Here is a 24,563-nt window from a genome sequence, read left to right as displayed (position 1 = left end):
AGCACGAATGACTCGGATCGAACCCGAAACGACGAGGCGCGAGTGCCGGATACACCCTAAATTCGCATAAGGTATATTATGGAATATCAACATCTACAATTAGATCAGATATTTAGGCGAATATGCTGGCAAATCTAGTCAGCTCTGGCGCCGAAGCTGCTCGTCTTTGTCGGCCATGACAGTCCTGATCTGCTGCGTCCCGGCCATTCCTATTGCCGACACTTGCTGACGCTGCAATAAGCGCGCGAGCGCGGTGATCGCTGATGATGCCGTGGACCGCAGGTCCGTGTCGCGGACCTCAAGAACAATAACTCTCAAGGGAGACTGGAATGAGCTTTTCACGACGCACGCTTCTCAAGGCATCCGCTGCGTCAGCGGTTTTGGGCGGCATCGGCGCACCGTTGGTGGCGCGGGCCCAGAGCGCGGAATTCACCTACAAGTACGCCAATAATCTTCCGGACGGCCATCCCATGAACGCCCGCGCCAAGGAAATGGCCGCGGCGATCAAGGCCGAGACCAACGGCCGGTTCGATCTGCAGATTTTTCCGAATAACCAGCTCGGTTCCGATACGGACATGCTGAGCCAGATCAGGTCTGGCGGCGTCGAGTTTTTCACGCTCTCGGGGCTCATTTTGGCGACGCTGGTGCCGGCGGCGTCCATCAGCGGCATCGGTTTTGCGTTCCCGGATTACGACACGGTCTGGAAGGCCATGGACGGCGGCCTGGGTGCCTATATCCGCGGCGAGATCACCAAGGCGAACCTCGTGGTGATGGACAAGATCTGGGACAACGGCTTCCGCCAGACCACATCCTCGACCAAGCCGATCAACGGCCCGGAGGATCTCAAGGGCTTCAAGATCCGGGTGCCGGTGTCGCCGCTCTGGACCTCAATGTTCAAGGCGTTCGATGCAGCGCCCGCCTCGATCAATTTCAGCGAGGTTTACTCGGCGCTACAGACCAAGATCGTCGAGGGCCAGGAAAACCCGCTGGCGATCATCTCGACTGCCAAACTATACGAAGTGCAGAAATTCTGTTCGCTGACGAATCATATGTGGGACGGCTTCTGGTTCCTGGCGAACCGCCGCGCCTGGGAAAAGCTGCCTGAGGATGTCAGGACGATTGTCGCCAAGAATATCAACGCGGCGGCCATCAAGGAGCGCGAGGACGTCGCCAAGCTGAACGCCGGGCTGCAGCAGGAACTGGCCGGCAAGGGCCTGACCTTCAACCAGCCCAACGTGACGCCGTTCCGCGACAAGCTGCGCTCGGCCGGCTTCTACGCGGAATGGAAAGGTAAATACGGCGAGCAAGCTTGGGAGCTGCTCGAGAAATCCGTGGGCAAGCTGTCCTAAGCGCATGTGAGGGGCCGTCGTGGCTCATGCCGAACTGAGTGAAGTGGTTGGCGGTGAGGTGGCTCAGCCCCCTCGCCGCCGTTCGTTGCTGGCGTCGATCGAGCACGCCCTTGGAATGCTGGTCGAGCTTCCCGCAGCGCTGCTGGTCGTCGCCGAAATCGTCATCCTGTTTGCCGGCGTAGTGGCGCGCTACGCGCTGCACCGGCCGCTGGTCTGGTCTGACGAACTGGCCTCAATCCTGTTCCTGTGGCTCGCCATGCTCGGCGCCGCCGTCGCATTCCGACGCGCCGAGCATATGCGGATGACGGCGGTCGTCGCCAACGCGAAGCCTGCGATGCGCGCCTATCTCGATCTGGTGGCGACAGCAGCCGCCCTGGCGTTCCTCATCCTGATCGCCTGGCCGGCTTATGAATACGCCTACGAGGAAAGCTACATCACCACGCCGGCCCTGCAGATCCTCAATAGTTGGCGTGCCGCGGCGCTGCCGGTCGGCATTGCCCTGATGGCGCTGTTTGCTTTCCTGCGTCTGGCCCGCGTCGGCAACATTCGCACGGTGCTGGGCGCGATCCTGTCGGTCGCACTTGTCATCGCGATATTCTGGCTGCTCAGGGGCTCGCTCAAACCGCTCGGCAACCTCAATCTGATCATCTTCTTTGTCGGCGTGGCCGGCTTCTGCGTGTTTGCCGGCGTACCGATTGCGTTCGGCTTTGGCTTGGCGACCTACGGTTATCTGGCACTGACCACGGGCACGCCGCTGATGGTGCTGGTCGGGCGCATGGACGAGGGCATGAGCCACCTCATCCTCTTGTCGGTGCCGCTGTTCGTGTTCCTGGGCCTGCTGATCGAAATGACCGGCATGGCGCGCGCCATGGTGGCGTTCCTCGCAAGCTTGCTCGGCCATGTCCGCGGCGGGCTACATTACGTGCTGGTCGGCGCGATGTATCTGGTATCGGGTATCTCGGGCTCCAAGGCCGCTGACATGGCCGCCGTGGCGCCGGTGCTGTTTCCCGAGATGAAGGCGCGCGGCGCCAAGCCGGGCGATCTGGTCGCCCTCCTCTCCGCCACGGGCGCGCAGACTGAAACCATTCCGCCGAGCCTCGTGCTGATCACCATCGGCTCGGTCACCGGCGTCTCTATCGCGGCGCTGTTCACCGGCGGCCTGTTGCCGGGCCTCGTGCTGGCGATCACGCTGTCGGCGCTGGTGTGGTGGCGTTACCGGAACGAGGATCTGCGCCACGTCACGCGGGCGAGCGCCGCCGAGATCGCCCGCGCGTTTGCCATCGCCCTGCCGGCGATCGCGCTGCCCTTCGTGATCCGCTACGCCGTGGTCGAAGGCATCGCGACCGCAACCGAGGTTTCCACCATCGGCATCGTTTATGCCTTTGTCGTCGGCTACCTGATTTACGGTCTCTTGATCTACCGCAATTTCGACTGGCGGCGGATCGTGCCAATGTTGGTCGAGACCGCGTGCCTGTCGGGCGCGATCTTGCTGATCATCGGCTGCGCCACCGGCATGGCCTGGGGCCTCACGCAGTCCGGCTTTTCGCGGACGCTGGCGGCCGCCATGACCGGCCTGCCCGGTGGCTCGGCGACGTTCATCGCGGTCTCGATCGTGGCCTTCGTGATCCTGGGCAGCGTGCTCGAGGGGATTCCTGCGATCGTGCTGTTCGGGCCGTTATTGTTTCCGATCGCCCGTGCGGTCGGCGTCCACGAGGTCCATTACGCGATGATCGTTATTCTCGCGATGGGTATCGGGCTATTCGCGCCGCCCTTCGGAGTGGGCTATTATGCGGCCTGCGCCATCGGTCGCGTCGATCCGGCCGAGGGTATCCGGCCGATCTGGGGTTACCTGCTGGCGCTGATGGTCGGCCTGATTATCGTGGCGATCTTCCCGTGGATTTCCATCGGGTTCCTGTAAGGTTACACCTTTGTAGATGGGACACAGCCAATGAGCGCAGCCCAGAACCAGTATTCGGCCGGATTGGACAAGACTCCCGCGAACTACGTACCGCTGACGCCGCTGAGCTTCCTCGCCCGCAGCGCCGCGGTCTATCCCGATCACATCAGCACGGTCTATGAAGGCCGCAGCTTTACCTGGGTCGAGACTCATGAACGCTGCCGGCGCTTTGCGTCGTGGCTCGCCGGGCGGGGTATTGGCGTCGGCGACACCGTCGCGGCGATGTTGCCCAACGTACCCGCGATGAACGAGGTGCATTTCGCCGTGCCGATGGCGGGTGCGGTGCTGAATGCGCTGAACATCCGGCTCGACGCGCCCTCGATTGCCTTCCAGCTCGACCATGGCGGCGCGAAAATCATCCTGGTCGATCCCGAATTTGCCGGCGTGATTGCGGAAGCGCTGACGCTGATGAACGGGCCAAAGCCCTTCGTCGTCGACGTCGATGATGTGGCGTTTGCAGGCGGCAAGCGGATTGGTGAGATCGAGTACGAGGCGGCGGTCGCGGCGGGCGATCCTGGCTTCGTCGCACGGCTTCCGGGCGATGAATGGGACGCGATTGCGCTCAGCTATACCTCGGGCACGACGGGCAACCCGAAAGGTGTCGTTACTCATCACCGCGGCGCTTATCTCAATGCTGTCAGCAATATTCTGGCCGGCAATCTCGGCCAGCATCCCGTGTATCTCTGGACGCTGCCGATGTTTCATTGCAACGGCTGGTGCTTCCCGTGGACGGTCGCGGCCGCCGCCGGCACCAATGTCTGCCTGCGTAAGGTCGATCCGGCAAAAATCTTCGAGTTGATCGCCAAGCACGGCGTCACCCACATGTGCGGTGCACCGATCGTCTACAACACGCTGATCAACGCGCCCGGTGCGCCCAAGGGTGACAAGGCTCGCCGCGTGGTCGGGTTGATCGCGGGTGCCGCACCTCCGGTCGCCGTGCTCGAGGGCGCCGAAAGCATCGGCATCAAGCTGACGCACGTCTATGGTCTGACCGAAGTCTACGGCCCCGCCTCCGTCTGCGCCGAGCAGCCGGGCTGGGACGAACTGCCGGCCGACCAGCGCGCGCAGCTCAAGCGCCGGCAGGGCGTGCCCTACCCGCTGGAAGAAGCCGTCACCGTGCTCGACCCGCAAACCATGCAGGAGGTGCCGCGCGATGGCGAAACCATCGGCGAGGTGATGTTCCGCGGCAATATCGTGATGAAGGGCTATCTGAAGAACGAGAAAGCGACGCAGGAAGCCTTCGCCGGCGGGTGGTTTCACACCGGCGATCTCGGCGTGCTCGACGAGCATGGCTACGTCATCATCAAGGACCGCTCCAAGGACATCATCATATCCGGCGGCGAGAACATTTCCTCCGTCGAGGTCGAGGATGTCCTCTACAAACATCCTGCCGTGCTGTTCGCAGCGGTGGTCGCAAAGCCCGACTCCAAGTGGGGCGAAGTGCCTTGTGCCTTTGTCGAGCTGAAGGATGGCGCCAAGGCGACGGAGGCCGAGATCATCGCCTTCTGCCGCAGCCATATGTCTGGCTTCAAGACGCCCAAGGCCGTCGTGTTTGGCGCCATCCCGAAGACATCCACCGGCAAGATCCAGAAATTCATGCTGCGCAACCAGGTGGACTCGGCGAAGGCGATTTCGGCGTGACCGTTATTGCGAGCGAAGCGTGACGGGCGGATAGTACTGCGGCGCTTCGGTCCGTTCGTACATCCCGTAGTCGCGCATGACCTCGAAAACGCGGAAATACTCGGTTGTCGGATCGGCAAACAGCCGGGCGCCGAATTCGATGCCGGCTTGATCGTCTGGTAGATCGATCAAATGCGCGAAGCGCCCGTCACGATAGACGCTTGCGAAAGCGTCACGGCGCCATCCGGTCTCTGCCGGAAGCGTGGCGTTCTTCGATTCAGCCACCAGCACATAAGTCGGCTTGCGCCTTGCCGGATCGTTGTAGGGCGTACGCCGCTCGGGCTGCCAGATCGGCTGGCCGGGCTTTGCTTCGTGGATCACCTGGGCGACCCGGATGCGATAGTCCGAAAAGACCTTCTCGCGGCCGATCGTCTGGACGTCGTGATGGTGAGCATGGGCTCGCCACGCCGTCAGGGTCCCCTCGTCCTGCCATATCTGATACGACAGCAGCAGGTTCTCCCGTGTCAAACTGCTGAAGCGATCGATGAAGAGGCAGCCGCCCATCGCTTCAAGCTCGGGCTTCAGCGAGGCCGCAAGATCGAGATATTGATCGCGGTGCCCGGGCCTTGTCTGGACTTCAAAGAACAGACCAATCATCGACGTCCCTCCGCTTCCGGCGCGCAGACTTGCCGCGGCAGGCTCAGCCTGCGCTGTTCAACATCAGCCGCAAGCCATCATAGGCCGGGATCACGCCCGGCGGCAGGCTCTGGCGCAATACCTCGTAGTCGAGGTCGGAATGCATGTTGGTGATTACAGCCTGCTTTGGTTTGAAGCGCTCGATCCAGGACAGCGCGTCGTTGACGCTGAAATGGCTGGGATGCCCGGCATAGCGCAGCCCGTCGACGATCCAGAGATCGAGGTTTCGCAACGCAGGCCAGCTCTCCTCGGGAATGTCGTGGAGATCGGGCGTGTAGGCGGCGTTGCCGATGCGGAAGCCGAGCGCGGGAATTCTGCCGTGGTGAACCAGGAAAGCGGAAAGCTTCACCGGCCCGCCCTTCCCTTCGGTCTCATGACTCTCACCGGCTTCGATCGCGTGGCGCGTCAGGATCGGCGGATATTCGCTCCCCTCCGGCGAGATGAAGCAATAGGAGAACCGCGCCATGATGTCTTTGGCGGTCGACTGGTTGAAGTAGACGGGAATGCGGCGGCGCTGGTGCAGCACGACCGATCGGAGGTCGTCTATGCCGTGGGTCTGGTCGGCGTGCTCATGGGTCAGGAACACCGCGTCGATGTGATCGACCTCCGCATCGATCAACTGCTCGCGCAGATCGGGCGAGGTGTCGATCACGATCCGCGTGGTGCCGTGGGCACCCGTCCGCTCGACCAGCAGCGAGCAACGGCGGCGACGGTTCTTGGGATTGTTGGGATCGCAGGCGCCCCAGCCGAGTGCTGGCCGCGGTACACCGGCGGAAGAACCACAGCCGAGGATCGTCAGCGTCAGCGTCATGCCGCAACCTTCGGCACCGGCACTTTGGAGAATAGGCGGAAGAAGTTTTCGGTCGTCTGCCGCGAAATCTCTTCCAGCGAGACGCCGCGCGTTTCCGCCAGCACTTTGGCGACTTCGACCACGTAAGACGGCTCGTTGCGCTTGCCGCGAAACTTGCCGGGCGCCAGATAGGGCGAGTCGGTTTCGACCATGATGCGGTCGGCCGGAAGTTCGGCCGCGAGCTCGCGCAAGGCTTCCGATTTCTTGAACGTCAAAATGCCCGTGAACGAGATCGACAGGCCCAACGCAATTGCCTTCATCGCCAGTTCGCGGCCGCCGGTGTAGCAATGGAGGACGGCTTTAAACGGTCCCTTTGCCACTTCGTCTTCGAGAATACGGCCGCAATCCTCGTCGGCTTCGCGGGTGTGAACGACCAGCGGCAGGCCCGTGGCGCGCGCGGCCGCGATATGTGCGCGAAAGCCGCGCTCCTGCGCCTCTCGCGAACCGTGCTGGTAGAAGTAATCCAGCCCCGCCTCACCGAGCGCCACGATCTTCGGATGCCTCGTCAGCTCGATCAGCTCACTGGCCGGAATGCCGTCTTCCTCATCGGCTTGATGCGGATGGGTGCCGACCGAGCAATAGACGTTGGGGAACCGCTCGGCGATCGCGAGCAGTCCGCCGAGTCGCTTCACCCGGGTCGAAATCGTGACGATACGACCGATCCCGGTGGCCTCGGCGCGCGCGACGATGGCGTCGAGATCCTCGGCAAAATCCGGGAAGTCGAGATGGCAGTGGCTATCGACGAGCATGGCTTGCAAACGGCTCAATCCACCTTTGGTTCGACGTAGCGTGGAAATACGCCGACCGGCGGCGGCAGCGTCGTTCCCGGCTTAATCCGCGTGGCAAGCGCCGCGAAATCGCGCGCTTGTTTCTCGTTGGGAATGCCGAGGCTATCCAGCAACTTGGCCGACGCATCCGGCATCACCGGCTGGGTCAGAATCGCGACCTGACGCACCACCTCCGCCGTCACGTACAGCACGGTTTTCTGTCTGTCAGGATCGGTCTTGGCCAGCGCCCAGGGCGCCTCGCCCGCGAAATAGCGGTTGGCCTCTGCCACCACGGCCCACACCGCGTTCAGCCATTGATGGATCTGCTGGGTCGCCATCGCAGTGCGCGAGGTTTCCAGCATGGCGTCGGCCTGCGCCAGGATCGCCTTGTCGTTGTCGGTGAACTCGCCGGGCTCCGGCAGCACGCCGCCGAGCTGCTTTGCGATCATCGACAGCGAGCGTTGCGCCAGATTGCCGAGATCGTTGGCGAGGTCGGCGTTGATGCGCGCGACGATGGCTTCATGGCTGTAGTTGCCGTCCTGTCCGAACGGCACCTCGCGCAGGAAGAAATAGCGCATCTGGTCGACGCCATACTGATCGGCCAGATTGAAGGGATCGACGACGTTGCCGACGGACTTCGACATCTTCTCGCCCCTGCTAAACAGGAAGCCGTGCGCGTAGACCCGCTTCTGCACCGGAATGCCGGCCGACATCAGGAACGCCGGCCAGTACACTGCGTGGAAGCGAATAATGTCCTTGCCGATGACGTGGACGTCCGCCGGCCAGTAGCGCCAATTCGGATCGTTTTCATCGGGAAAGCCGACGCCTGTGATGTAGTTGGTCAGCGCATCGACCCAGACATACATCACATGCTCGGGATCGTTCGGCACCTTGACGCCCCAGTCGAACGTCGTGCGCGAAATCGACAGATCCTTCAGACCGCTCTTTACGAAACTGACGACCTCGTTGCGGCGCGAATCCGGGCCGATGAAATCCGGCTGGGTTTCGTAGAGCTGCAGCAAGCGGTCCTGATAGGCGGATAGCTTGAAGAAGTAGCTCTTCTCCTCGACCCACTCGACCGGCGAGCCCTGCGGGCCAAGGCGCACATTGTCCTCGCCGAGGACGGTTTCCTCCTCGGCGTAATAGGCTTCGTCGCGCACCGAATACCAGCCGGAATAGGTATCGATATAGATATCGCCATTCTGCTGCATCCGGTCCCAGACCACCTGAACCGAGCGATGATGGTCAGGCTCCGTGGTGCGGATGAAGCGGTCGAACGAGACGTTGAGGCGCTCGTCCATCTCCTTGAACCGGCCGGCATTGCGCGCGGCAAGCTCGGCAACGCCCATTCCTTCGGCTTCAGCGGTTTGGACCATCTTGAGGCCGTGCTCGTCGGTGCCGGTAAGGAAAAAGACGTCCTTGCCGTTGAGCCGCTGAAACCGCGCGAGCGCATCGGTCGCAATCGCCTCGTAGGCGTGGCCGATATGCGGAAGGCCGTTCGGATAGGCGATCGCGGTCGTGATGAAGTAGGTGTCGCGCTCGGCGGCTGCTGCCGGCTTGGCGGCGGGAGCCGGCTTCGCACGTGGCGCTGCGGGCTTCGGAATTTCTGCGACCGGCGCCGCTTGAAAGGCAGGGCTCGCTTCCTTCGGCGTTACCGCGCGCTTCTTCGACGGAGTTTTCGTAACGGATTTCTTCGCCGACTTTTTGACAGCTTTCTTGACAGCTTTTTTGGTCGACTTCTTCGCCGACTTCTTCGAAGCCTTCTTTGCGGCCGTTTTCGAAGCCTTGCCGTCCTTCTTCACGACGCGCTTGCTCTTGGTCGCACCTTTCCTGGCCGCACGCTTCTTCGCCGCCTTCTTGCTGGCACTAGCGGGCGGCGATTTGCGAGCCTTCTTCGCCTTGCGCTTTTTCGAAGCTTTCTTTGCAGCCGTCGCCACCACGAATTCCTTTATTGCTCATAGATTGTCGGGATTGATATCCGGCGGAGGATTACCGCGTCGCGTCCGCGAGCATCCCGAACACCGAGAAAACCAGCGGTTTTCGCTCCAAATTATACGCTTCGGTGTCGCGCGCGGCGCGGATGATCTTTTCCCATACCTCCGCCAGCCGTGCAAGGCGGGGCAGATTTGCATTGGCATCGTCGACGCGCAGCTTTTCGCCGATCCAGCGATCGATGCCGTCGATGAAAGCAGCCAGCGCAACCCGGTCGCTGGTGCCCAGCGCATCGCCAAGTGCATGCAGCTCGCGCGGGTCGACCTGCGGCAGCGTCGCCAGCAGCGCCGCTGTCCGCTGCTGCAACTTCAGCGCGTCGCCGCCGAGCAGCGTCAGTGCGCGGGACACGCTCCCCTCCGAGGCATCGGCAGCTTCCGACAGCGCGGCATCATCGGGTGCGATGTCGGCGGCTCGCGCAGCCGCGCGCACGACGTCGCCGGTCGCAAGCGGCCGCAGCGGCAGCTTTCGGCAGCGGGACAGAATCGTGGGCAGAGCCCGCGCCGGCGAATGGCTGACGAGCAGAAACAGCGATCGGTGCGGCGGCTCCTCGAGGATCTTGAGCAGCGCGTTGGCGGCGTTTGGATTGAGCTCGTCGACGGTGTCGACAATACATACGCGCCAGCCGTCGACCGCCGCGGTCGAGCCGAAAAACGAAATCGTCTCCCGCGTATCATCCACGGTGATGACTGTCCGCATCACGCCGCGATCGTTGAGACCTCGTTCCAGCACCAACAGGCCACCATGGGAACCGGCGGTGATCTGACGCGCGACCGGATCACCCGGATCGAGTGCCAGCGTCTCGGCGCGCTGCACCGAAGGCTGCAATGGATTGGGATTGGCAAGCACGAAACGGGCCATGCGATAGGCCAGCGTCGCCTTGCCGATGCCCTGCGGGCCGCCGATCAGCCAGGCATGCGGAATGCGCCCACTGCGATAGGCATTCAGCAGGGCCGTCTCCGCCTCGCGGTGACCGAACAGATCTGCCGTCTCGCGAGGATGTGTGACTGCCGTTTCCTGCTCGACCTTGCGCGCGCTCATGCCGTTCCCGCCGGGCTCGGGACCGCGAACACGTGGTCGCGCAGCGCCGTCCAGACGCGGGCAGCGACCGCGTCGGCATCGGCATTGGCGTCGATCAGCACGCAGCGCTGCGGGTCTTCGGCGGCGATTTGCTTGTAGGCGTCGCGTAGGTGCTGATGGAATTGCAGGTCTTCCGACTCGAACCGGTCAGGCACGCCGCTGCCGCGGCGAGCCGCCGCGCGCTGCAAACCAACTTCAACCGGGATGTCCAGAATGATGGTGAGGTCCGGCTTCAGATCACCGATGGTGACGCGCTGCATGGCGTTGAGCACGAGCGGAGAGACCTGCCCCAGGCTGCCCTGGTAGGCGCGGGTCGAATCCGAGAAGCGGTCGCACAGCACCCATGTTCCCTGGCTGAGCGCGGGCTGGATGACGGAACGAACGTGATCGTCGCGGGCCGCCGCAAACAGCAACGTCTCGGCGTCCGGTCCGAGCAGCTTGCCCATTCCCGACAGCACAAGATGCCGCATGATTTCCGCCCCCGGCGAGCCGCCCGGCTCGCGGGTGACGATGGTACGCAGCTTTGCCGCGGCAAGGCGCTCGGCGAGTTTCTTGATCTGCGTGGACTTGCCCGAGCCCTCGCCGCCTTCAAAGGTAATGAACTTCCCGCGTCCGGAAGGTCGCTGCAGCGTTGCCTGGGTCATGCTCAGAGCTTCTCTGCGCCCGCGCGGAACATGCCGATGACGAGCTCGCTGACCCCGTCGATTGCGCGACGCACGGTCGAACCGGTTCCGATCGCTTCAGCGGCATAGACCGGTGCCTCCACGGCGATATTGGCGCCGCGCCACACCTTGACGACGCCGACCGGCTGGCCGGATTGGATCGGCGCCTGGACCGGGCCCTTGTAAACGATCCGCGCGATCAATTTCTCACTGCCGTTCTTCGGCACCATCACCTTGATCGGCTCGGGGCTGGCAAGCTTCACCGAGCGGCTTTCGCCGCCAAACACCTTGGCGTAGCCGACCTGCTGGTTGGCCGCGAACAGCGTGCGCGTCTCGAAATTGCGAAAACCCCACTCCAGCATCTTCTTGGCCTCTGAGGCACGGTCGTCGGGATCCTCCAGTCCGTTAATCGCAACAATCAGCCTCGTGTCGTTCTGCACGGCCGAGCCGACCATGCCGTAGCCGCCCTCCTTGGTGTAGCCAGTCTTCAGCCCGTCGGCGCCATTTAGCGTGTTCAGCAGCGGATTGCGGTTCTGCTGCCGGATCTTGTTCCAGGTGAATTCTCTCTCGCCGAACAATTTGTACGTGTCGGGATAGGCCAGGATCAGGTGGCGGGCGAGTTTGGCTAGTTCGCGAACCGTCATCTTGTTGGCAGGGTCCGGCAGCCCGCTGGAGTTTCCGAAGGTCGATTTCGTCAGGCCGAGTTCGTGCGCCCGTTTGGTCATGAAGTCGGCGGCAAAAATCCGCTCGTTGCCGGCCATGCCTTCGGCAAGCGCAATGCAGGAATCGTTGCCGCTCTGGATGATCGCGCCCTTCAGCAGGTCGTCCACCGACACCTTGCTGTTGAGAATGGCAAACATGGTCGAGCCGCCGGCCGGCGCGCCGCCCTTGCGCCAGGCGTTTTCGCTGATCCGATATTCGTCTGTCGGTTTGACCTTGCCCTGCTTGATGGCGTCGAACACAACCTCGACCGTCATCAGCTTCATCATGCTGGACGGCGCCCGCAATTCGTCGGCGTTCTTCTCGAACAGCACGCTGCCGCTGGAAGCCTCGACCAGGATCGCGGTCGGCGCATCGCCGTCAAAGCCGCCGTCGTCCTTCTTCGGAGCGCCCTGCACGCTGTTGTTGGCGGCATACACGATGCCGCCCCAGCCGACCGAGAGCGCGACGACCGCGGCCATCAGGCCACGCCACGGGATGATGGTCGCCGTGTCGGATTTACGGGAAACGGAAGTCTCTGCTGCCATCGGCGATGTCCTGAATCCGTGCGTTCTAACAGTTGGAAGTATCGCAAACAACACAGGTTTTTGGACTTGTGGCCGTGTCGATCTGATTGCGGTGCCGAACGAAGAAACGTATCGTTGCGATGCTGCAATTTCCGGACAAGATACGAAAAACGGGGCGGAAACGCGATGCCAACCTCTCGCACTATTTCCGTCAGCGGGCTCGACTTCTTTGTCTTCGAACAGGGCCAGGGGCCGCTGGTGCTGCTCTGCCATGGCTGGCCCGAGTTATCCTACTCCTGGCGGCACCAGGTCGGAGCCATCGCGGAAGCCGGTTTCCACGTCGTAGCCCCCGACATGCGCGGGTTCGGCCGGACCAGCGCGCCGGCGGACGTCGGCGCCTACACCATCTTCCACAATGTCGGCGACATGGTCGCGCTGGTGGCGGCACTTGGCGAAAAGCAGGCCGTCATTGTCGGCCATGACTGGGGCGCGCCGGTCGCCTGGCACGCGGCGATGTTCCGGCCCGATATCTTTACCAAGGTGGCGGGCCTCAGTGTTCCGCCCCCTTCCCGCGGACGCGGCCTGCCGCTGGAGACCTTGCGAAACAACGGCATCACCAATTTCTACTGGCAGTATTTTCAGGCGCCGGGCGTCGCAGAGGCCGAATTCGAGCGCGATGTCGCAGCGACCATGCGAATCGTGCTGGCCGGGCGCGGGTTCTCCGATCCGGCGGCCCACCAATTTGTTCAGGAGGGCAAGGGATTTCTCGCTGGCGCCGATCCGAATCGGCCATTGCCGGACTGGCTGACCGAGGCCGACCTCGCCTATTTCGCGGCCGTCTACCAGGAGTCCGGCTTTCGCGGCGGACTGAATTGGTACCGCAATATCGACCGCAATTGGGAACTGACCGCACCCTGGCAGGGCGCGCAAATCCACCAGCCGTCGCTGTTCATCGCGGGATCGAAGGATGGCGTCATCACCGGGCTGATCGGCGCCAAGCTGGTCAACGAGATGGAGCGGGTGCTGCCGAACTTGCGGCAAAAACTCATACTCGACGGGGCCGGTCACTGGATTCAGCAGGAGCGGCCTGATGAGGTCAACGCCGCCCTGATCGCCTTCCTGAAGGAGTAGTTATATTTGGCCCGTTGCGAACCGGGCGCCACCCACGGATCATGTCCGAGGGCATGCTTCGCTTGAAACGCTATCTAGTACAGCCCTCGCCCGCTGAGGACTTCGCTCGGGCCACGTGGATCGATCGGCAGGTAAGCCTGGCGTGGTGCCACATAGCTGGCCTCGTTCTCGTAGGACACGGCGCGCGGATTTTCCGTGGCACGGCCACGCGTGCGACTGGAAGCCGACATTTCCGAGGTTGCGTTGATCGAGGCATGGTCCGCTGAGGTATTGCCGAGGCTATAGGGCCGTCCCTCCGGCATCGGCACCTCGCCCCGGATTCGGCCGGCGGACGACGGCATCTCGGGAACAAACGGACGAGCCGAGGCGACCCGGACCGTCGCCGGGGACGGCGCGGGCTCGCCGGTCCGCAGCGTCGCCAGGAGCTGGCGGTCGTCGGAACCCTCAAGCGGGGCCCGGCCGACATATTCAACCCGCACCCGAGCGACGCCATTTGCTTTGAAATCAAGCAGTTCGGCGGCCTTGTTCGAGACGTCAATGAGGCGGTTGCCGTGGTAAGGGCCACGGTCGTTGACCCGGACGATCAGCGACTTGCCGTTCCGAACATTGGTGACGCGGGCGTAGCTCGGGATCGGCAGGGTCGGATGGGCGGCCGTCAATGAGGTCATATCGAAAACCTCGCCATTGGCGGTCAACCGGCCGTGGAAATCGTCGCCATACCAGGAAGCCATTCCCTCGGCGCGATAGTTCGGATCCTCTTCCGGCACGTAGACCCGGCCCGCGACGGTGTAGGGCTTGCCGATACGGTAAGTTCCCCCGCCCTTCGGCACAGCCTCTCCGAACGCTACCACCCGGGGGCTCGAGGAGACGCCGTATTTGGGATCGATCCGCCTGGCGAATTTGTCCGACGAGGCGCAATTGGCAAGGACGAGGCATGTTGCCACGGCAACAGTACCACGAACTGCCAGAACGATTGTTGTTGGCCGTCGAATCCCCATCACCCCAACTACCATTTCCAGCGGCCGACTGCCTATGTCGAAGCGTTGCGGCCTTACCCCACGATGCGGCCCACCTCCGCATCACGTGGTGAAGATATCGCAACCGGAACACGGCGGAAATGGGGTGTGGTCCCACGTGGTGAATGAATGGTTGCTTCGCGCGCCGCCCGTCGAACTGGGCGAAACGCTTCGATTCACACTGTATGCGCCCTTCGTCATGGCCTCCCTGTGCCGCTTTCAGACAATCTGTTGCACCAAATCATCACTCACGACCGATATGCGATTCCAGCCCGTGAATCTTTTTGACTGTGCAACGATGCAGTCGTTCTGTGCGTCGCAGGGGCGCAAAGGATTTGTGCGATGATCGAGACAGTAACAGCGTTGATGGGCCTGGTGAGCGCAGGCATTTTTCTTGCCCATGCATTTGAAGGCTATCGTTCCAGAGCGTGAGTTTTGACGGCCGGCGGCGTCAGCCGCCCGGGCTTCAGAGAGAAATGGCTCGGTCGTTCCGATCGGGGATTCGGAAAAGGTCTAATAAATTCGGACGAGCATCGGATGTGGTAGGTGTCTCATGCGCAACCACGACATCGTCTCCAACGGATTTCTTGTGCTGACGACTGCCAGCTTCGTGCTGCTGTGCTCCAGCCTGCTGGCCGTTGTGTTCGGTTAACAAACGTCCGAACCAATTCAGGCAACGGTACCGGGACGATGTCATCCCGGCAGAATCAGCATCCGCCCGGCGAACGCATTTCGGCCGATGTCGCCACCCATGATTTCCCGACGCGTATGAAATGCACCACGCAACGTGCACGCGGCTAGCCAAAGGCAACGCCCTCACCGCTGGGTTTCTTCCAAAATAAAGGGATGGGATGCACATCGGGGCCATGTTCGCATTGCGTTCGAGCCAGCCCTACGCTAAGCGACTGAAATTCCAGAGCTGGAAGGGTGGCCGAGTGGTTTAAGGCACCGGTCTTGAAAACCGGCGTGCCTGCAAGGGTACCGTGGGTTCGAATCCCACCCCTTCCGCCAGTACCCTGTTTCCCTTCGTGCCTCCCTGTTTCGAATCCACAGTGAAATCAAAGACTCCCGCCGTTGAGGCATTGACCGATCGTTGGCAACGGCTGGGCAGGCCCGCCGTAGCCCTCCTTGCGAAATCGACCAGGCCTGCCCCCCTCGGCACGGTCTGCCTCCTGTCGTCGTTACGGTCCGCGTGACGATGCTCGCATGGAATTATGCGGCGCGGGTTTTGCTTTTTCCGGATCGGGCGACTTTTGCCTTTTTAGCGGTTTTCATCGCAACTAATCCCGTGTCGGCGGGCGCTGCAGCGGGAGCGTTGCTGCCTGAGCTTTCAACCGATGTCGCGAGAATTTCGCGTTGAGCATTGAGCCAATAGTTGTCTGCCTGGCCCTCGGGTTGACCGTCGGCGATCCAGAGGTAGTAGGCGCGTTCGCGAATGGCCTCGTCCAGATTTGGCATGGGAGTCTCCTTTTATGATGCGCCCAGCCCCGGCAGGCAAAGTCTTGCTCTCGTAAGGTTAACGAAATCTTACCTGCCGGTTAGATTGCCTAGTCGGATTGCGATCAGCAGGTGTCTTTGAAGCGCGTCAAGATATTTGGGCGGGCGAAGTCGTCTTTCCGAAGAGCGGGTATCGAATAGCGCCTAGCGGCATCCGGTCCTGGTCGAAGGCACCGGCTCTTCCGCACCCGGCTCGTCATCAGCAATCGCGCGCCAGCCTGCCCCTTCGAGGTCGTCGTACTGGCCGTTCTTGAGTGACCAGAGGAAACCCATCAGGCCGATGGCGCCGAGCGTGAGTGCCAGCGGCACGAGGAATACCAAAACTTCCATCAGCAAAACTCCCTGGCGCCGCGATGCGCGCGCAGCGCATTCAAGATCACCAGCAGCGACGAACCCGACATGGCGGCGGCAGCGACCAGCGGCGTGGCGAGGCCTGCGATTGCGAGCGGCACGGCAAATAGGTTGTAGCCTGCGTGCAATCTTGTCCGCCGGCGTGACGGCCGCGCGCCATCCATGGATACCGAGCTGTTCGGCCGCATGGCGTACGGCTGGCTCGCGATCGCCGGACAGAATCTCGACTTCGATCCCGGTCTTAAGAAGCGTGGCAATGGCGGCCGCCGCATCGGGGCGCAGGCGCTGGCGCATGGCGAAGACGTGCCGCGTCTCGCCGTGACGGAAGGCTACGATGGATGCCTCGGGATCCCGGCACAGGATCTACCTTTCGGCGCTAGCTTGCGAGGTGCATGTGGAAGTGCCCGGGCACTTCCTTTCCGGATCGACCGCCAATATTCCCGGGATCATTGCGGGCGAAATGGAAAAGAGCCGGAAGAGCGCCAGGGACATGCTGGCCGCATTCGATGTCGCCGCAAACAAGACCGGCATTCCGCACGAAAACATTCTCGAGAAATGCCCGACCTTCGCTGTCCCGGATCTCCTCGTGGATTACGCGCGGCTTCGCGACCTCACCATTGTGCCGGTGCCGGAAAGCTACGATCAGTGGTACGCAGAAGCCGTGATATTCGGATCGGGCCGTCCTACTCTCGTCCTGCCCGCGGGCCCGTCCGTTCGAACTGGGGACGGTCGCAATCGCCTGGGATTTCAGTCGTGCTGCGGCCCGGGCGATTTCTGATGCGATGCCGATGCTCGAAAAGGCGAGTGAGGTGCGGATCGTTACCGTCACCAACGAGAAGAAGCTGGATAGCAAGCATTCCGCCGCAGCGCTGGCAAAAAACCTGGCGCGACACGGCATCGACGTCGTGCTCGACAAGGTCGACGCCAACGACCAGCCGATCGGCGAGGTGCTCGAAGCCTATACGGCATCACATCGGGTCGACGTTCCCGTGATGGGCGCTTATGGATATTCGCGATGGCGCGAATTCATCCTCGGCGGCGCCACCAAGAGCCTGCTGTCGAGGCCGCCGCTCCCGATCCTGTTTTCGCACTGACGGCCAGCCGCCATTGTCGTCGTGCGGCAGCGTCACGAAGGCGCATGCGCTCAAAAAAGGGCTAAAGCGCGAGCCTGACGTTGCAGATATCGTGCTCCTGGGGGTCCGACTTCACCTCGAAGCCGAGGCTGCGGCACATCGCCAGCATCACCGTGTTTTCGGTCAGCACGTCGCCGGAAATCGCCCTCAATCCTTCGGACTTTGCATATTCGATGATCATCTGCATCAGGGTCCAGCCGAGCCCCCTGCCCTTGAGATCGGATCGGAGCAGGATCGCGTATTCGCCGCTCTCATAGATCGAGTCCGAATGGATCCTGACCACCCCGACCAGTTCGTTGGTCGCCTCGTCGAAGGCGACAAAGGCCATCGCCCGGGCGTAGTCGAGCTGGGTCAGGCGGGCGATGAATTCATGGGAAAATTCCTTCATCGGTGCAAAGAACCGGAGCCGCAGATCCTGCATCGTGACGTGTTTCAACATCTCGTGGATCGCTGGCTCGTCCTCAGGCCGGATCGGACGGACGAACACCCGCCAGCCGTCCTTGACCTCGATGTGACGCTGCCATTGCGAGGGATATGGCCGCACGGCAAAATTCGCCGGGCCCGAGCCACGAAATTTTCGTTCCACGCGCCCGATCACAACCCGCGCATCGACCGCCAGCACGCCCGCCTCATCCGCCAGCAGCGGATTGATGTCGAGCCCACGGATATCGGGTATGTCGGCGGCCATCTGCGCCAGCTTGACCAGAACCATTGCGACTGCGTCCTGCTTCACCGCCGGCACGTCGCGATAGGCGCGCAATAGCCGCGAGACACGGGTACGTTCGATCAGGCTGCGCGCCAGTTGCAGGTCGAGCGGCGGCAGCGCCAGCGCCTTGTCATTGATGATCTCGACTGCCGTTCCGCCACGGCCGAACACGACAACAGTACCAAAGGTCGGATCGTCGGCGAGGCCGAGAATGAGCTCGCGCGCCTTCGCGCGCACCACCATCGCCTGCACCATCACGCCCGATATTCGCGCCTCCGGCCGCAGCGATCTTGCCCGCGCGAGAATCTCGCTGGTCGCCTTGCGCACCGCATCGGCGCTGGTGAGATTGAGTACCACGCCGCCGACATCGGATTTGTGGACGATGTCGCGCGACATGATCTTGAGCACGACGGTCGCCCCCTGCGCAAAGATCGCATTCGCATGCGTGACCGCCTCGTCGGCATCGGCGGCGGCAAAGGTAGGCACGGCCGCGATATCGTAGGCGTCAAGGAGCCGCTTGACCTCGATCGGATCGAGCCATGAACGGCCGTCGGCCAGCGCCGCAGCAACGATCTGCCGCGCTGCATTGATATCGGGAGCGAATTCGCTCGGCATGGCGGGCGGAACCTGCGCCAGCGCCTCCACCACCTCGCGATGGCGGACCAGATGCATGAAACCGCGCACGGCGTCGTCTTCGGTCGGATGGTTCGGAATGCCGGCCGCGCTCAAGAGATCGCCAATCGATGGCTCCGCGCCGACCCAGACTGCGAGAACGGGCTTCGGCGCCGTGCGCTGCCCGGCGCGATATTTCTGCACCGCGTCGGTCACGGCCACAGCGATTTCGTCGGCGCGCGCAATCGCCGTCTGCACGTTCATCACCAGCACGGCATCGTTTTCGGGATCGGCCAGCAACGCTTCGAGCGCTGCGGCATAGCGCGCGGGATCGGCATCGCCGACGATATCGACCGGGTTCGATTTCGACCATGTCGGCGGCAAAACCGCGTCCAGCTTCTCGCGGATCGCCGGCGAGAGAGCCGCAGGAATACCGCCGAGTTCGACCAGCCGATCAACCGCCAGCACGCCGATGCCGCCGCCATTGGTCAGAATCGCAAGCCGCTTTCCCGGCGGCGATTTGACCCGGCCGAGCGTCTCGGCGCAGTCGAACAATTCGCGTAGATTCGATACGCGCAGGATGCCGGCGCGTTGAAACGCAGCGTCATAGACGGCATCAGCGCCGGCGAGCGCTCCGGTATGGGTTGCTGCGGCCCGCGCGCCTTGCGCCATGCGGCCTGACTTGACGACCACGACCGGTTTTATTCTGGCGGCTGCCCGGGCGGCCGACATGAACTTGCGGGCATCCTTGATCGCCTCGATGTACAGCAGGATGGCGTGGGTCTTTTCATCCAGCGCGAAGTAATCGAGCAGATCGGCGATATCGACATCGAGCTGGTCACCGATCGAAACAATGCCGGAAAATCCGACGGCCCGCTGTGCCGCCCAATCCACCATGCCGGCGGCAATGGCGCCGGACTGCGAGATGAGCGCTAAATGGCCCGCGGCCGGCATATGTGCGGAAAAGCTCGCATTGAGACTGACGCCCGGCATCATGATGCCAAGGCAATTCGGGCCGATCAACCGCATGCCGTATTCTTGCGCTGCGCGCTCCGCTGCTTCCGCGAGCGAGCCCGGACCGTGGCCGAGCCCAGCACTGACAATGACGGCGCCGGCCGCGCCGCGCCGACCCGCCTCATCTATCAGGCCGGCGATGGTATGGGCAGGCGCCGTGAGGACAACGAGTTCCGGCGCAAAAGACAGTTTTGCGATGCTGTCTGCGGTCGCGACGCCATCGATCTCGTGATAGCGCAGATTGACGAGGCCGAATTCGCCCTTGAACTGGGCCTTGCGAATATTGTTGAGAATGGCACGGCCTACCGAGCCGTGGCGCGGGCTAGCCCCTACCAATGCGACGGAATGCGGCGAAAGCAAATTTTTCAGACGATAGGTGGACATCGTTTTCCAGTACCGGCAGGTCGCGGCCTACTGTGAGCCTGGAAAGATGTGCAGCGCAATGTTACGTTTGCGCGACAAGTTGGCCTGGAACTGTTCACGCGCCATAACAAATCGCACTCGGCGCGCCGTCGGCAGGGGCGATTTCAGGTGCATGCTACTGGCCAATCAGTTCAACGAGCGTCCGCTGATCAAATTCGACGTGGCCGCAATCATCCGCTCGGCATGCCTGAACAGCCGTTCGGAATCGCGGCGGAAGAAGTCGAGCTGATGCTGGCCGCATTCCTGGCACATCGTCCTGAGGTCCCGCACCGAATGCGCGCTCGCCATCTTCGCGACGAACTCCGTGTACAAGTGCATCTCGGTCCGTGTCCGCTCCAGCATCTCGTCGCCGAGAAACACCCATTCCTCGAGCATCATCTTCTGGACACCGAGCATGAACTCCAGCGCGCCCTGGTTCAGTTTGGTGGCTTCCACTTCAGCATTTGCGGCCGCAGGAAAGGAACCGGAAGCGGCCCGCTCAGACAGCTCTGACATGACAATCTCCGATTTCTGAATTTCCGCCGAAACGGTGCTGACCGGATAGCGATACTGACCGGATTCGGATCGAACATTGAGGTCCATCAAACTGGCGTTATTGCGTCCGCAGCACCGCCGCAAGGAGATGAGACAAGGAACTCACGGAGACGAAAGGTCGCATCCCTGCCGCCCAGGGATCAGTACGACATCAGCACCGGCACGGTCATGCAGTCGAACGCACTGCGCGTGACAATGTCCGACGGGAGCGCTGCGAACGATGACGTCAGCAGGCTCGGGCCTGTTTCAGTTCACGATAAGACGCGATGGCGGCGTCGAGCAGCACTTTCCTTCGATGGCGATAGCCCGGCGGCACCTTGCTTCGTTTACCGCTTTCGGCCTGCGGCGATCGGCTGGGAAGGCCGGCGAAACGCCTGAGATCGCGGAGGTCGCCCAATGCGCGTTGCATTCGCTTTGCCGGCCGATGGAGGTGATGCAATTCGCCGCGGCTCTGCAGCGCGACGGTTTCCGTGAGCGCTTCCAGCATGTAGCGGAAGCGTTTGACCCTGATCCGCAGCCGGTGACGGCGCGATTCACCCAGCGCCTTCAGGTGGCGTCCCTTGCGGATCAACCGTTCGTGCCAACGGTTGAGTTCGCGCGCGCAATAGGCTTGCAAAGCCTCCGTCTCATTCCGCTTGCACCGCGCCAGCCACTCTCCCTGTCTGGTCCACTCAGCGATTGCCGAGATCAGGCGGCGCGTCCGAACGGTGCGCAGACAGCGAACCAGGCGGCGGTGATCCCGCGTCTGGCACTGATCGGCCTGCTTGATGATGTGCTCTGCCCAACCGCGGTAACGCTTGCGGCGTGCATATTCGACCAGGACGTCGCTGTCGCGTGCGGCGCCGAGCGAACCATTCAGCCAGGCGATTTCTTTTTTTAGACGCAGCCATTCCGCATCGACCACGATCGGCGCGAAGAACGCCACAGCGGCGCGCAACCGTGTAATCGCGACGCGGATCTGATGCACCGCCTCGGCATCGCCGGCGCATGCGCTGCTGTGCTGGGCCTTGATAGAAGCGATGCAGTCGAGCGCAATCGTCTGGAATGCGGTTGCACAGTCGAGACTCACCGCGGAGGTGTTGTGCAGGCCGGATGTACTGGTTGGGCGGCCGCGCATCGTCAAGGCTCGTCCGGCACCAAAGGCAGGACCGCCCGGGCGTTGCGCAGCGACTGTTCCGGCGTCCCAGAGGCATCGATCATATGCCATTGTACCGCGCCGAGCGCGAAAGTCTCCTGCTTCAGGGCGACGCTTCGTGTCGCATCGGACGCATCATCCCTGCGCTGCTCGATCCGCGCCAGCCGCGTCGCGAGATCGGTCGTCAGAAAAAGGCCGACGAACCGCGCATTGTGCGTGCCCGCGAGATTCTCGATTTCCTTCCGTTCCGCCTCCTGCAGATAGGCGGCATCGAGCACCACGGAACAGCCCTGGGCGAGCACGCGCAGCGCAGCGCTCGAAAGCGCTTCATACACTCGCTCCGTCGTTGCGGGTCGATAGGCAGATTCCGGCAGAGCGGTGGTTTCGCTGGTACCGAACAGGCGCTTGCGGACGACATCCGAGCGCACGATGAGCGCGCCGGGTGGCGGCTCGATCAGACCCGCGAGTCCGCGTGCAAGCACCGATTTTCCTGTCCCCGACAACCCGCCGATTGCCACCAGCAACGGCGGCTTGGGCGCAATGAGGCGTCCGGCCAGATCGAAGTAGCGCTTGGCCTCCTGCCGCACTGCGTCGCTCTCTCCGGCATGTTCGCTCTTCACGAACAGCACATGCGCGCGGATCGCTGCCCGCATCGACAAGAACAGCGGCAGCAGGCGTAGCCCATCGAAGTCTTCATCCGCGGCTGCGGTAACGTAGCGATTGAACACTGCGTTTGCCGCTGCCCCCTGATTGAAGTGGATCATATCCATAAGCGTAAACGCGAGATCGTAGAGAATGTCCGTCGTGGCAATGACGGGATCGAACTCAATGGCATCGAACAGCAGCGGCCGGCCGTCGACCAATGTAATATTCGCCAGATGCAGGTCGCCGTGGCAACGGCGCACGAACCCTTGCTCGGCGCGCTGTCTGAGCAGCGGCTGCAATGTCGTCGCAGAGGCGCGGCTGGCGGCATCGAGTTGATCGATCGCAACGGAATCAAGTCCGTGCACGGTTTCAAACTTTGCGGTATTGCGGTCGATGATGGGTAGAATGGAGGCAAGCCAGCTTTCGCCGCCGTGGCGCGATGCCCTGTCGTGGGACCGCAGAACCGCATCGGCCACGGCGGTCGCAAGCGACGGATCGATCGTCTTCGAAGCAGCGATACGGTCGAGCGACTGCGTCTCGTCGAACCGTGTCATTTCGACCGCCCATTCGACCACGGTGCCCGAGCCGCCGATTTCGAAGGCGCCATCGGAGTTACGCGTGATGGGAACAACGCCTCGGTAGAGCTCGGGAGCGTTGCCGGCGTTGACCTTCAGTTCCTCCTCGCAGGCGTTCTTGCGCTTCTCTAATGTCGAATAATCGAGGAATGGTAACCGCACGGCACGCTTGATCTTCAATACCCGATCAGCTCCTAGAAAAACCATGGAGGCATGGGTATCGATCCGCTTGCCGCCCCCGGCTGCACCGAAACTGGAGCGATCGAGGAAATCGAGCACGTGTTGCTGATTGTCAGCATCGGCTGCGGCAGCATCTGGGGGTGGTCGCATAGTCATGGCTGCAGCACAGCGGCGCCCGTGATCTGCCCGGCGCGCAGTTTGGAGAGGACTTCATTCGCTTCCTGCAACGGAAACACGCTGGTGTGCGTCTTGATGCCAGCCTGCGCCGCGACCTTGAAGAACTCGATCCCGTCGCCCCGCGTCAGGTTGGCAACCGAAAGCAGCCGCCGCTCCTCCCAGAGCATGCGGTAAGGGAACGAGGGAATGTCCGACATGTGAATGCCGGCGCAGACCACGCGCCCGCCTTTGCGCACCGCTTGCAATGCCAGCGGCACCAGGGAGCCGACCGGCGCGTAGATGATAGCTGCGTCGAGCGGCACCGGAGGCTGCTCCTCTGACCCGCCGGCCCAAGCTGCGCCGAGCGATAGTGCAAGGCGCTGCGCCACGACGTCGCCCGCACGAGTGAACGCGTAGACCGAACGCCCCTGCCAGCGGGCCACCTGCGCGATGATGTGGCCGGCTGCACCAAAGCCGAAAATACCGAGATGTTTTCCATCGCCCGCCATCACCAGCGAGCGCCAGCCGATCAGGCCCGCACACAGCAAGGGAGCGACAGCGACATCGTCGTCGGCCTCGCCGAGTGGGAAGCAATAGCGCGCGTCCGCGACGAGATGCGTGGCAAATCCGCCGTCGCGCGTGTAGCCGGTGAAGCGCGGGTGGTCGCAAAGGTTCTCACGGCCGCTCCGGCAATAGGGACAGTCGCCGCAGGTATGACCGAGCCAGGGAACGCCGACCCTTTCGCCGATCCTTAGAGACGTCACAGCGGGACCAAGAGCTTCCACCCGACCGACCACCTCGTGGCCGGGAACGATCGGGTAGGCAATATCAGGCAGTTCTCCATCGACGACATGCAGGTCGGTCCGGCACACGCCGCACGCGCCAACCTTGATACGTACTTCGTCGGCCCCGGGCACCGGGTCCTCGCGCGGCTCAAGCCGCAGTAACGCGCCGGGCGCTTGCAGGACCATGGCGTGCATTTCGTCCGCTATCCTCACGCAAACATGTGCGCTCTATCCGCGACGAGCGGGTCATTCCTGAGTCCGTCAATCGAACCCACCCGAACTTTTCCTAACATGGCTACGTCGGCAGCGCAGCACCAGCCACGGCGTTTTGCCATTTCTTGAGCACATGGAACAGGAGATCGCCACATGCGCGCCCATTTATAGTGACTCGCTCCGTCACGATCGGACCATATCTGGAATCGCTCGAAGACGCCGACATGACAAGGGCGGGCTGGGTACGCCGGCGCCTCCCGC

At 62.6% G+C, this 24,563-nt stretch carries 21 protein-coding genes, 1 tRNA gene and 1 pseudogene; 7 read left to right on the top strand and 16 right to left on the bottom strand.

Annotated elements, in window-relative coordinates:
- Window positions 1–329 precede the first annotated feature (329 nt).
- From V1278_RS22320 to V1278_RS22310, 3 genes are read left to right on the top strand one after another with little or no spacing between them, the layout of a single operon-like run.
- Window positions 330–1,349: a TRAP transporter substrate-binding protein gene (locus V1278_RS22320; protein WP_334362545.1), complete on the top strand. Its 1,020-nt coding sequence runs from the start codon at window positions 330–332 to the stop codon at window positions 1,347–1,349.
- A 19-nt stretch (window positions 1,350–1,368) separates the two neighbouring features.
- The gene (locus V1278_RS22315) at window positions 1,369–3,267 is read left to right on the top strand and encodes a TRAP transporter large permease (protein WP_334362546.1); all 1,899 of its coding nucleotides are present in this window, start codon (window positions 1,369–1,371) and stop codon (window positions 3,265–3,267) included.
- A gap of 30 nt (window positions 3,268–3,297) precedes the next feature.
- Window positions 3,298–4,947 (top strand): acyl-CoA synthetase, encoded by a 1,650-nt coding sequence (locus V1278_RS22310; RefSeq protein ID WP_334382214.1) that lies wholly within the window; start codon window positions 3,298–3,300, stop codon window positions 4,945–4,947.
- A gap of 3 nt (window positions 4,948–4,950) precedes the next feature.
- Here V1278_RS22310 and V1278_RS22305 read toward each other — a convergent pair whose 3' ends face one another.
- Genes V1278_RS22305 through V1278_RS22275 form a run of 7 tightly spaced genes read right to left on the bottom strand, consistent with a single transcriptional unit; the run spans window position 4,951 to window position 12,217 of the window.
- Window positions 4,951–5,583: an antibiotic biosynthesis monooxygenase family protein gene (locus tag V1278_RS22305; RefSeq protein WP_334382213.1), complete on the bottom strand. Its 633-nt coding sequence runs from the start codon at window positions 5,581–5,583 to the stop codon at window positions 4,951–4,953.
- A 43-nt stretch (window positions 5,584–5,626) separates the two neighbouring features.
- The gene (locus V1278_RS22300) at window positions 5,627–6,433 is read right to left on the bottom strand and encodes an MBL fold metallo-hydrolase (protein ID WP_334382212.1); all 807 of its coding nucleotides are present in this window, start codon (window positions 6,431–6,433) and stop codon (window positions 5,627–5,629) included.
- Entirely contained in the window at window positions 6,430–7,221 is a 792-nt protein-coding gene (locus V1278_RS22295) for a TatD family hydrolase (RefSeq protein ID WP_334384229.1), read from the bottom strand. Before V1278_RS22295 ends, V1278_RS22300 begins: the two co-directional genes overlap by 4 nt.
- A 14-nt stretch (window positions 7,222–7,235) precedes the next feature.
- Window positions 7,236–9,176: a methionine--tRNA ligase gene (metG, locus tag V1278_RS22290; RefSeq protein WP_334382211.1), complete on the bottom strand. Its 1,941-nt coding sequence runs from the start codon at window positions 9,174–9,176 to the stop codon at window positions 7,236–7,238.
- A gap of 52 nt (window positions 9,177–9,228) precedes the next feature.
- The gene (locus tag V1278_RS22285; RefSeq protein WP_334382210.1) at window positions 9,229–10,269 is read right to left on the bottom strand and encodes a DNA polymerase III subunit delta'; all 1,041 of its coding nucleotides are present in this window, start codon (window positions 10,267–10,269) and stop codon (window positions 9,229–9,231) included.
- Complete coding sequence (tmk, locus tag V1278_RS22280) at window positions 10,266–10,952, bottom strand: dTMP kinase (protein ID WP_334382209.1); 687 nt, start codon at window positions 10,950–10,952, stop codon at window positions 10,266–10,268. The genes V1278_RS22285 and tmk overlap by 4 nt, the downstream gene beginning before the upstream one ends.
- Window positions 10,953–10,954: 2 nt before the next feature.
- Window positions 10,955–12,217 (bottom strand): D-alanyl-D-alanine carboxypeptidase family protein, encoded by a 1,263-nt coding sequence (locus V1278_RS22275; RefSeq protein ID WP_334382208.1) that lies wholly within the window; start codon window positions 12,215–12,217, stop codon window positions 10,955–10,957.
- Between the two features lie 165 nt (window positions 12,218–12,382).
- Here V1278_RS22275 and V1278_RS22270 point away from each other — a divergent pair, with 165 nt between their 5' ends.
- Window positions 12,383–13,327, top strand: coding sequence for an alpha/beta fold hydrolase (locus V1278_RS22270; RefSeq protein ID WP_334382207.1), 945 nt, complete (start codon window positions 12,383–12,385; stop codon window positions 13,325–13,327).
- Between the two features lie 74 nt (window positions 13,328–13,401).
- On the opposite strand, the gene V1278_RS22265 is transcribed toward V1278_RS22270, so the two are convergent.
- Entirely contained in the window at window positions 13,402–14,325 is a 924-nt protein-coding gene (locus V1278_RS22265; RefSeq protein ID WP_334382206.1) for a septal ring lytic transglycosylase RlpA family protein, read from the bottom strand.
- Window positions 14,326–15,264: 939 nt separating this feature from the next.
- Here V1278_RS22265 and V1278_RS22260 point away from each other — a divergent pair.
- Window positions 15,265–15,354, top strand: a tRNA-Ser gene (locus V1278_RS22260).
- 201 nt (window positions 15,355–15,555) lie between these two features.
- Here V1278_RS22260 and V1278_RS22255 read toward each other — a convergent pair.
- From V1278_RS22255 to V1278_RS22245, 3 genes and pseudogenes are all read right to left on the bottom strand, one after another.
- Complete coding sequence (locus V1278_RS22255) at window positions 15,556–15,801, bottom strand: DUF2934 domain-containing protein (RefSeq protein ID WP_334382205.1); 246 nt, start codon at window positions 15,799–15,801, stop codon at window positions 15,556–15,558.
- Window positions 15,802–15,984: 183 nt separating this feature from the next.
- Window positions 15,985–16,170: a cbb3-type cytochrome oxidase assembly protein CcoS gene (gene ccoS, locus V1278_RS22250; RefSeq protein ID WP_334382204.1), complete on the bottom strand. Its 186-nt coding sequence runs from the start codon at window positions 16,168–16,170 to the stop codon at window positions 15,985–15,987.
- Window positions 16,170–16,542: pseudogene (locus V1278_RS22245) on the bottom strand (HAD family hydrolase); the annotation flags it as partial. The pseudogene V1278_RS22245 and the gene ccoS, both read right to left, overlap by 1 nt.
- A gap of 139 nt (window positions 16,543–16,681) precedes the next feature.
- Between V1278_RS22245 and V1278_RS22240 the strand changes: the two are divergent.
- Window positions 16,682–16,969, top strand: a complete 288-nt coding sequence (locus V1278_RS22240) for a hypothetical protein (protein ID WP_334382203.1) — start codon at window positions 16,682–16,684, stop codon at window positions 16,967–16,969.
- A gap of 4 nt (window positions 16,970–16,973) precedes the next feature.
- Window positions 16,974–17,285, top strand: coding sequence for a universal stress protein (locus tag V1278_RS22235; protein ID WP_334382202.1), 312 nt, complete (start codon window positions 16,974–16,976; stop codon window positions 17,283–17,285).
- A 61-nt stretch (window positions 17,286–17,346) separates the two neighbouring features.
- On the opposite strand, the gene V1278_RS22230 is transcribed toward V1278_RS22235, so the two are convergent.
- The 5 genes from V1278_RS22230 to V1278_RS22210 form a co-directional block, all read right to left on the bottom strand.
- Complete coding sequence (locus tag V1278_RS22230) at window positions 17,347–20,040, bottom strand: bifunctional acetate--CoA ligase family protein/GNAT family N-acetyltransferase (RefSeq protein WP_334382201.1); 2,694 nt, start codon at window positions 20,038–20,040, stop codon at window positions 17,347–17,349.
- Window positions 20,041–20,205: 165 nt separating this feature from the next.
- Window positions 20,206–20,574 (bottom strand): hypothetical protein, encoded by a 369-nt coding sequence (locus tag V1278_RS22225; protein ID WP_334382200.1) that lies wholly within the window; start codon window positions 20,572–20,574, stop codon window positions 20,206–20,208.
- A 265-nt stretch (window positions 20,575–20,839) separates the two neighbouring features.
- Window positions 20,840–21,730 carry a CHAD domain-containing protein gene (locus V1278_RS22220; protein ID WP_334384228.1) on the bottom strand — a complete coding sequence of 297 codons (891 nt, stop codon included), beginning with the start codon at window positions 21,728–21,730 and terminating at the stop codon, window positions 20,840–20,842.
- A 2-nt stretch (window positions 21,731–21,732) separates the two neighbouring features.
- Window positions 21,733–23,298 carry a bifunctional aminoglycoside phosphotransferase/ATP-binding protein gene (locus V1278_RS22215; RefSeq protein WP_334382199.1) on the bottom strand — a complete coding sequence of 522 codons (1,566 nt, stop codon included), beginning with the start codon at window positions 23,296–23,298 and terminating at the stop codon, window positions 21,733–21,735.
- 2 nt (window positions 23,299–23,300) lie between these two features.
- A complete protein-coding gene (locus tag V1278_RS22210) occupies window positions 23,301–24,284 on the bottom strand; it encodes a zinc-dependent alcohol dehydrogenase family protein (RefSeq protein ID WP_334382198.1) in 984 nt (327 codons plus the stop codon).
- Between the last annotated feature and the right edge of the window lie 279 nt (window positions 24,285–24,563).

The sequence above is a fragment of the Bradyrhizobium sp. AZCC 1577 genome, from assembly GCF_036924575.1.
GTDB lineage: Bacteria > Pseudomonadota > Alphaproteobacteria > Rhizobiales > Xanthobacteraceae > Bradyrhizobium.
This window is presented reverse-complemented; position numbering and strand designations above follow the sequence as displayed.

Excerpts from the sequence above, each read along its gene's own strand:
- V1278_RS22320 (WP_334362545.1), top strand. The coding sequence starts at position 330 with ATGAGCTTTTCACGACGCACGCTTCTCAAGGCATCCGCTGCGTCAGCG.
- V1278_RS22310 (WP_334382214.1), top strand. The coding sequence starts at position 3,298 with ATGAGCGCAGCCCAGAACCAGTATTCGGCCGGATTGGACAAGACTCCC.
- V1278_RS22305 (WP_334382213.1), bottom strand. The coding sequence starts at position 5,583 with ATGATTGGTCTGTTCTTTGAAGTCCAGACAAGGCCCGGGCACCGCGAT.
- V1278_RS22300 (WP_334382212.1), bottom strand. The coding sequence starts at position 6,433 with ATGACGCTGACGCTGACGATCCTCGGCTGTGGTTCTTCCGCCGGTGTA.
- V1278_RS22295 (WP_334384229.1), bottom strand. The coding sequence starts at position 7,221 with ATGCTCGTCGATAGCCACTGCCATCTCGACTTCCCGGATTTTGCCGAG.
- V1278_RS22285 (WP_334382210.1), bottom strand. The coding sequence starts at position 10,269 with ATGAGCGCGCGCAAGGTCGAGCAGGAAACGGCAGTCACACATCCTCGC.
- tmk (WP_334382209.1), bottom strand. The coding sequence starts at position 10,952 with ATGACCCAGGCAACGCTGCAGCGACCTTCCGGACGCGGGAAGTTCATT.
- V1278_RS22275 (WP_334382208.1), bottom strand. The coding sequence starts at position 12,217 with ATGGCAGCAGAGACTTCCGTTTCCCGTAAATCCGACACGGCGACCATC.
- V1278_RS22270 (WP_334382207.1), top strand. The coding sequence starts at position 12,383 with ATGCCAACCTCTCGCACTATTTCCGTCAGCGGGCTCGACTTCTTTGTC.
- V1278_RS22265 (WP_334382206.1), bottom strand. The coding sequence starts at position 14,325 with ATGGGGATTCGACGGCCAACAACAATCGTTCTGGCAGTTCGTGGTACT.
- V1278_RS22255 (WP_334382205.1), bottom strand. The coding sequence starts at position 15,801 with ATGCCAAATCTGGACGAGGCCATTCGCGAACGCGCCTACTACCTCTGG.
- ccoS (WP_334382204.1), bottom strand. The coding sequence starts at position 16,170 with ATGGAAGTTTTGGTATTCCTCGTGCCGCTGGCACTCACGCTCGGCGCC.
- V1278_RS22240 (WP_334382203.1), top strand. The coding sequence starts at position 16,682 with ATGCTGGCCGCATTCGATGTCGCCGCAAACAAGACCGGCATTCCGCAC.
- V1278_RS22235 (WP_334382202.1), top strand. The coding sequence starts at position 16,974 with ATGCCGATGCTCGAAAAGGCGAGTGAGGTGCGGATCGTTACCGTCACC.
- V1278_RS22230 (WP_334382201.1), bottom strand. The coding sequence starts at position 20,040 with ATGTCCACCTATCGTCTGAAAAATTTGCTTTCGCCGCATTCCGTCGCA.
- V1278_RS22225 (WP_334382200.1), bottom strand. The coding sequence starts at position 20,574 with ATGTCAGAGCTGTCTGAGCGGGCCGCTTCCGGTTCCTTTCCTGCGGCC.
- V1278_RS22220 (WP_334384228.1), bottom strand. The coding sequence starts at position 21,730 with ATGCGCGGCCGCCCAACCAGTACATCCGGCCTGCACAACACCTCCGCG.
- V1278_RS22215 (WP_334382199.1), bottom strand. The coding sequence starts at position 23,298 with ATGCGACCACCCCCAGATGCTGCCGCAGCCGATGCTGACAATCAGCAA.
- V1278_RS22210 (WP_334382198.1), bottom strand. The coding sequence starts at position 24,284 with ATGCACGCCATGGTCCTGCAAGCGCCCGGCGCGTTACTGCGGCTTGAG.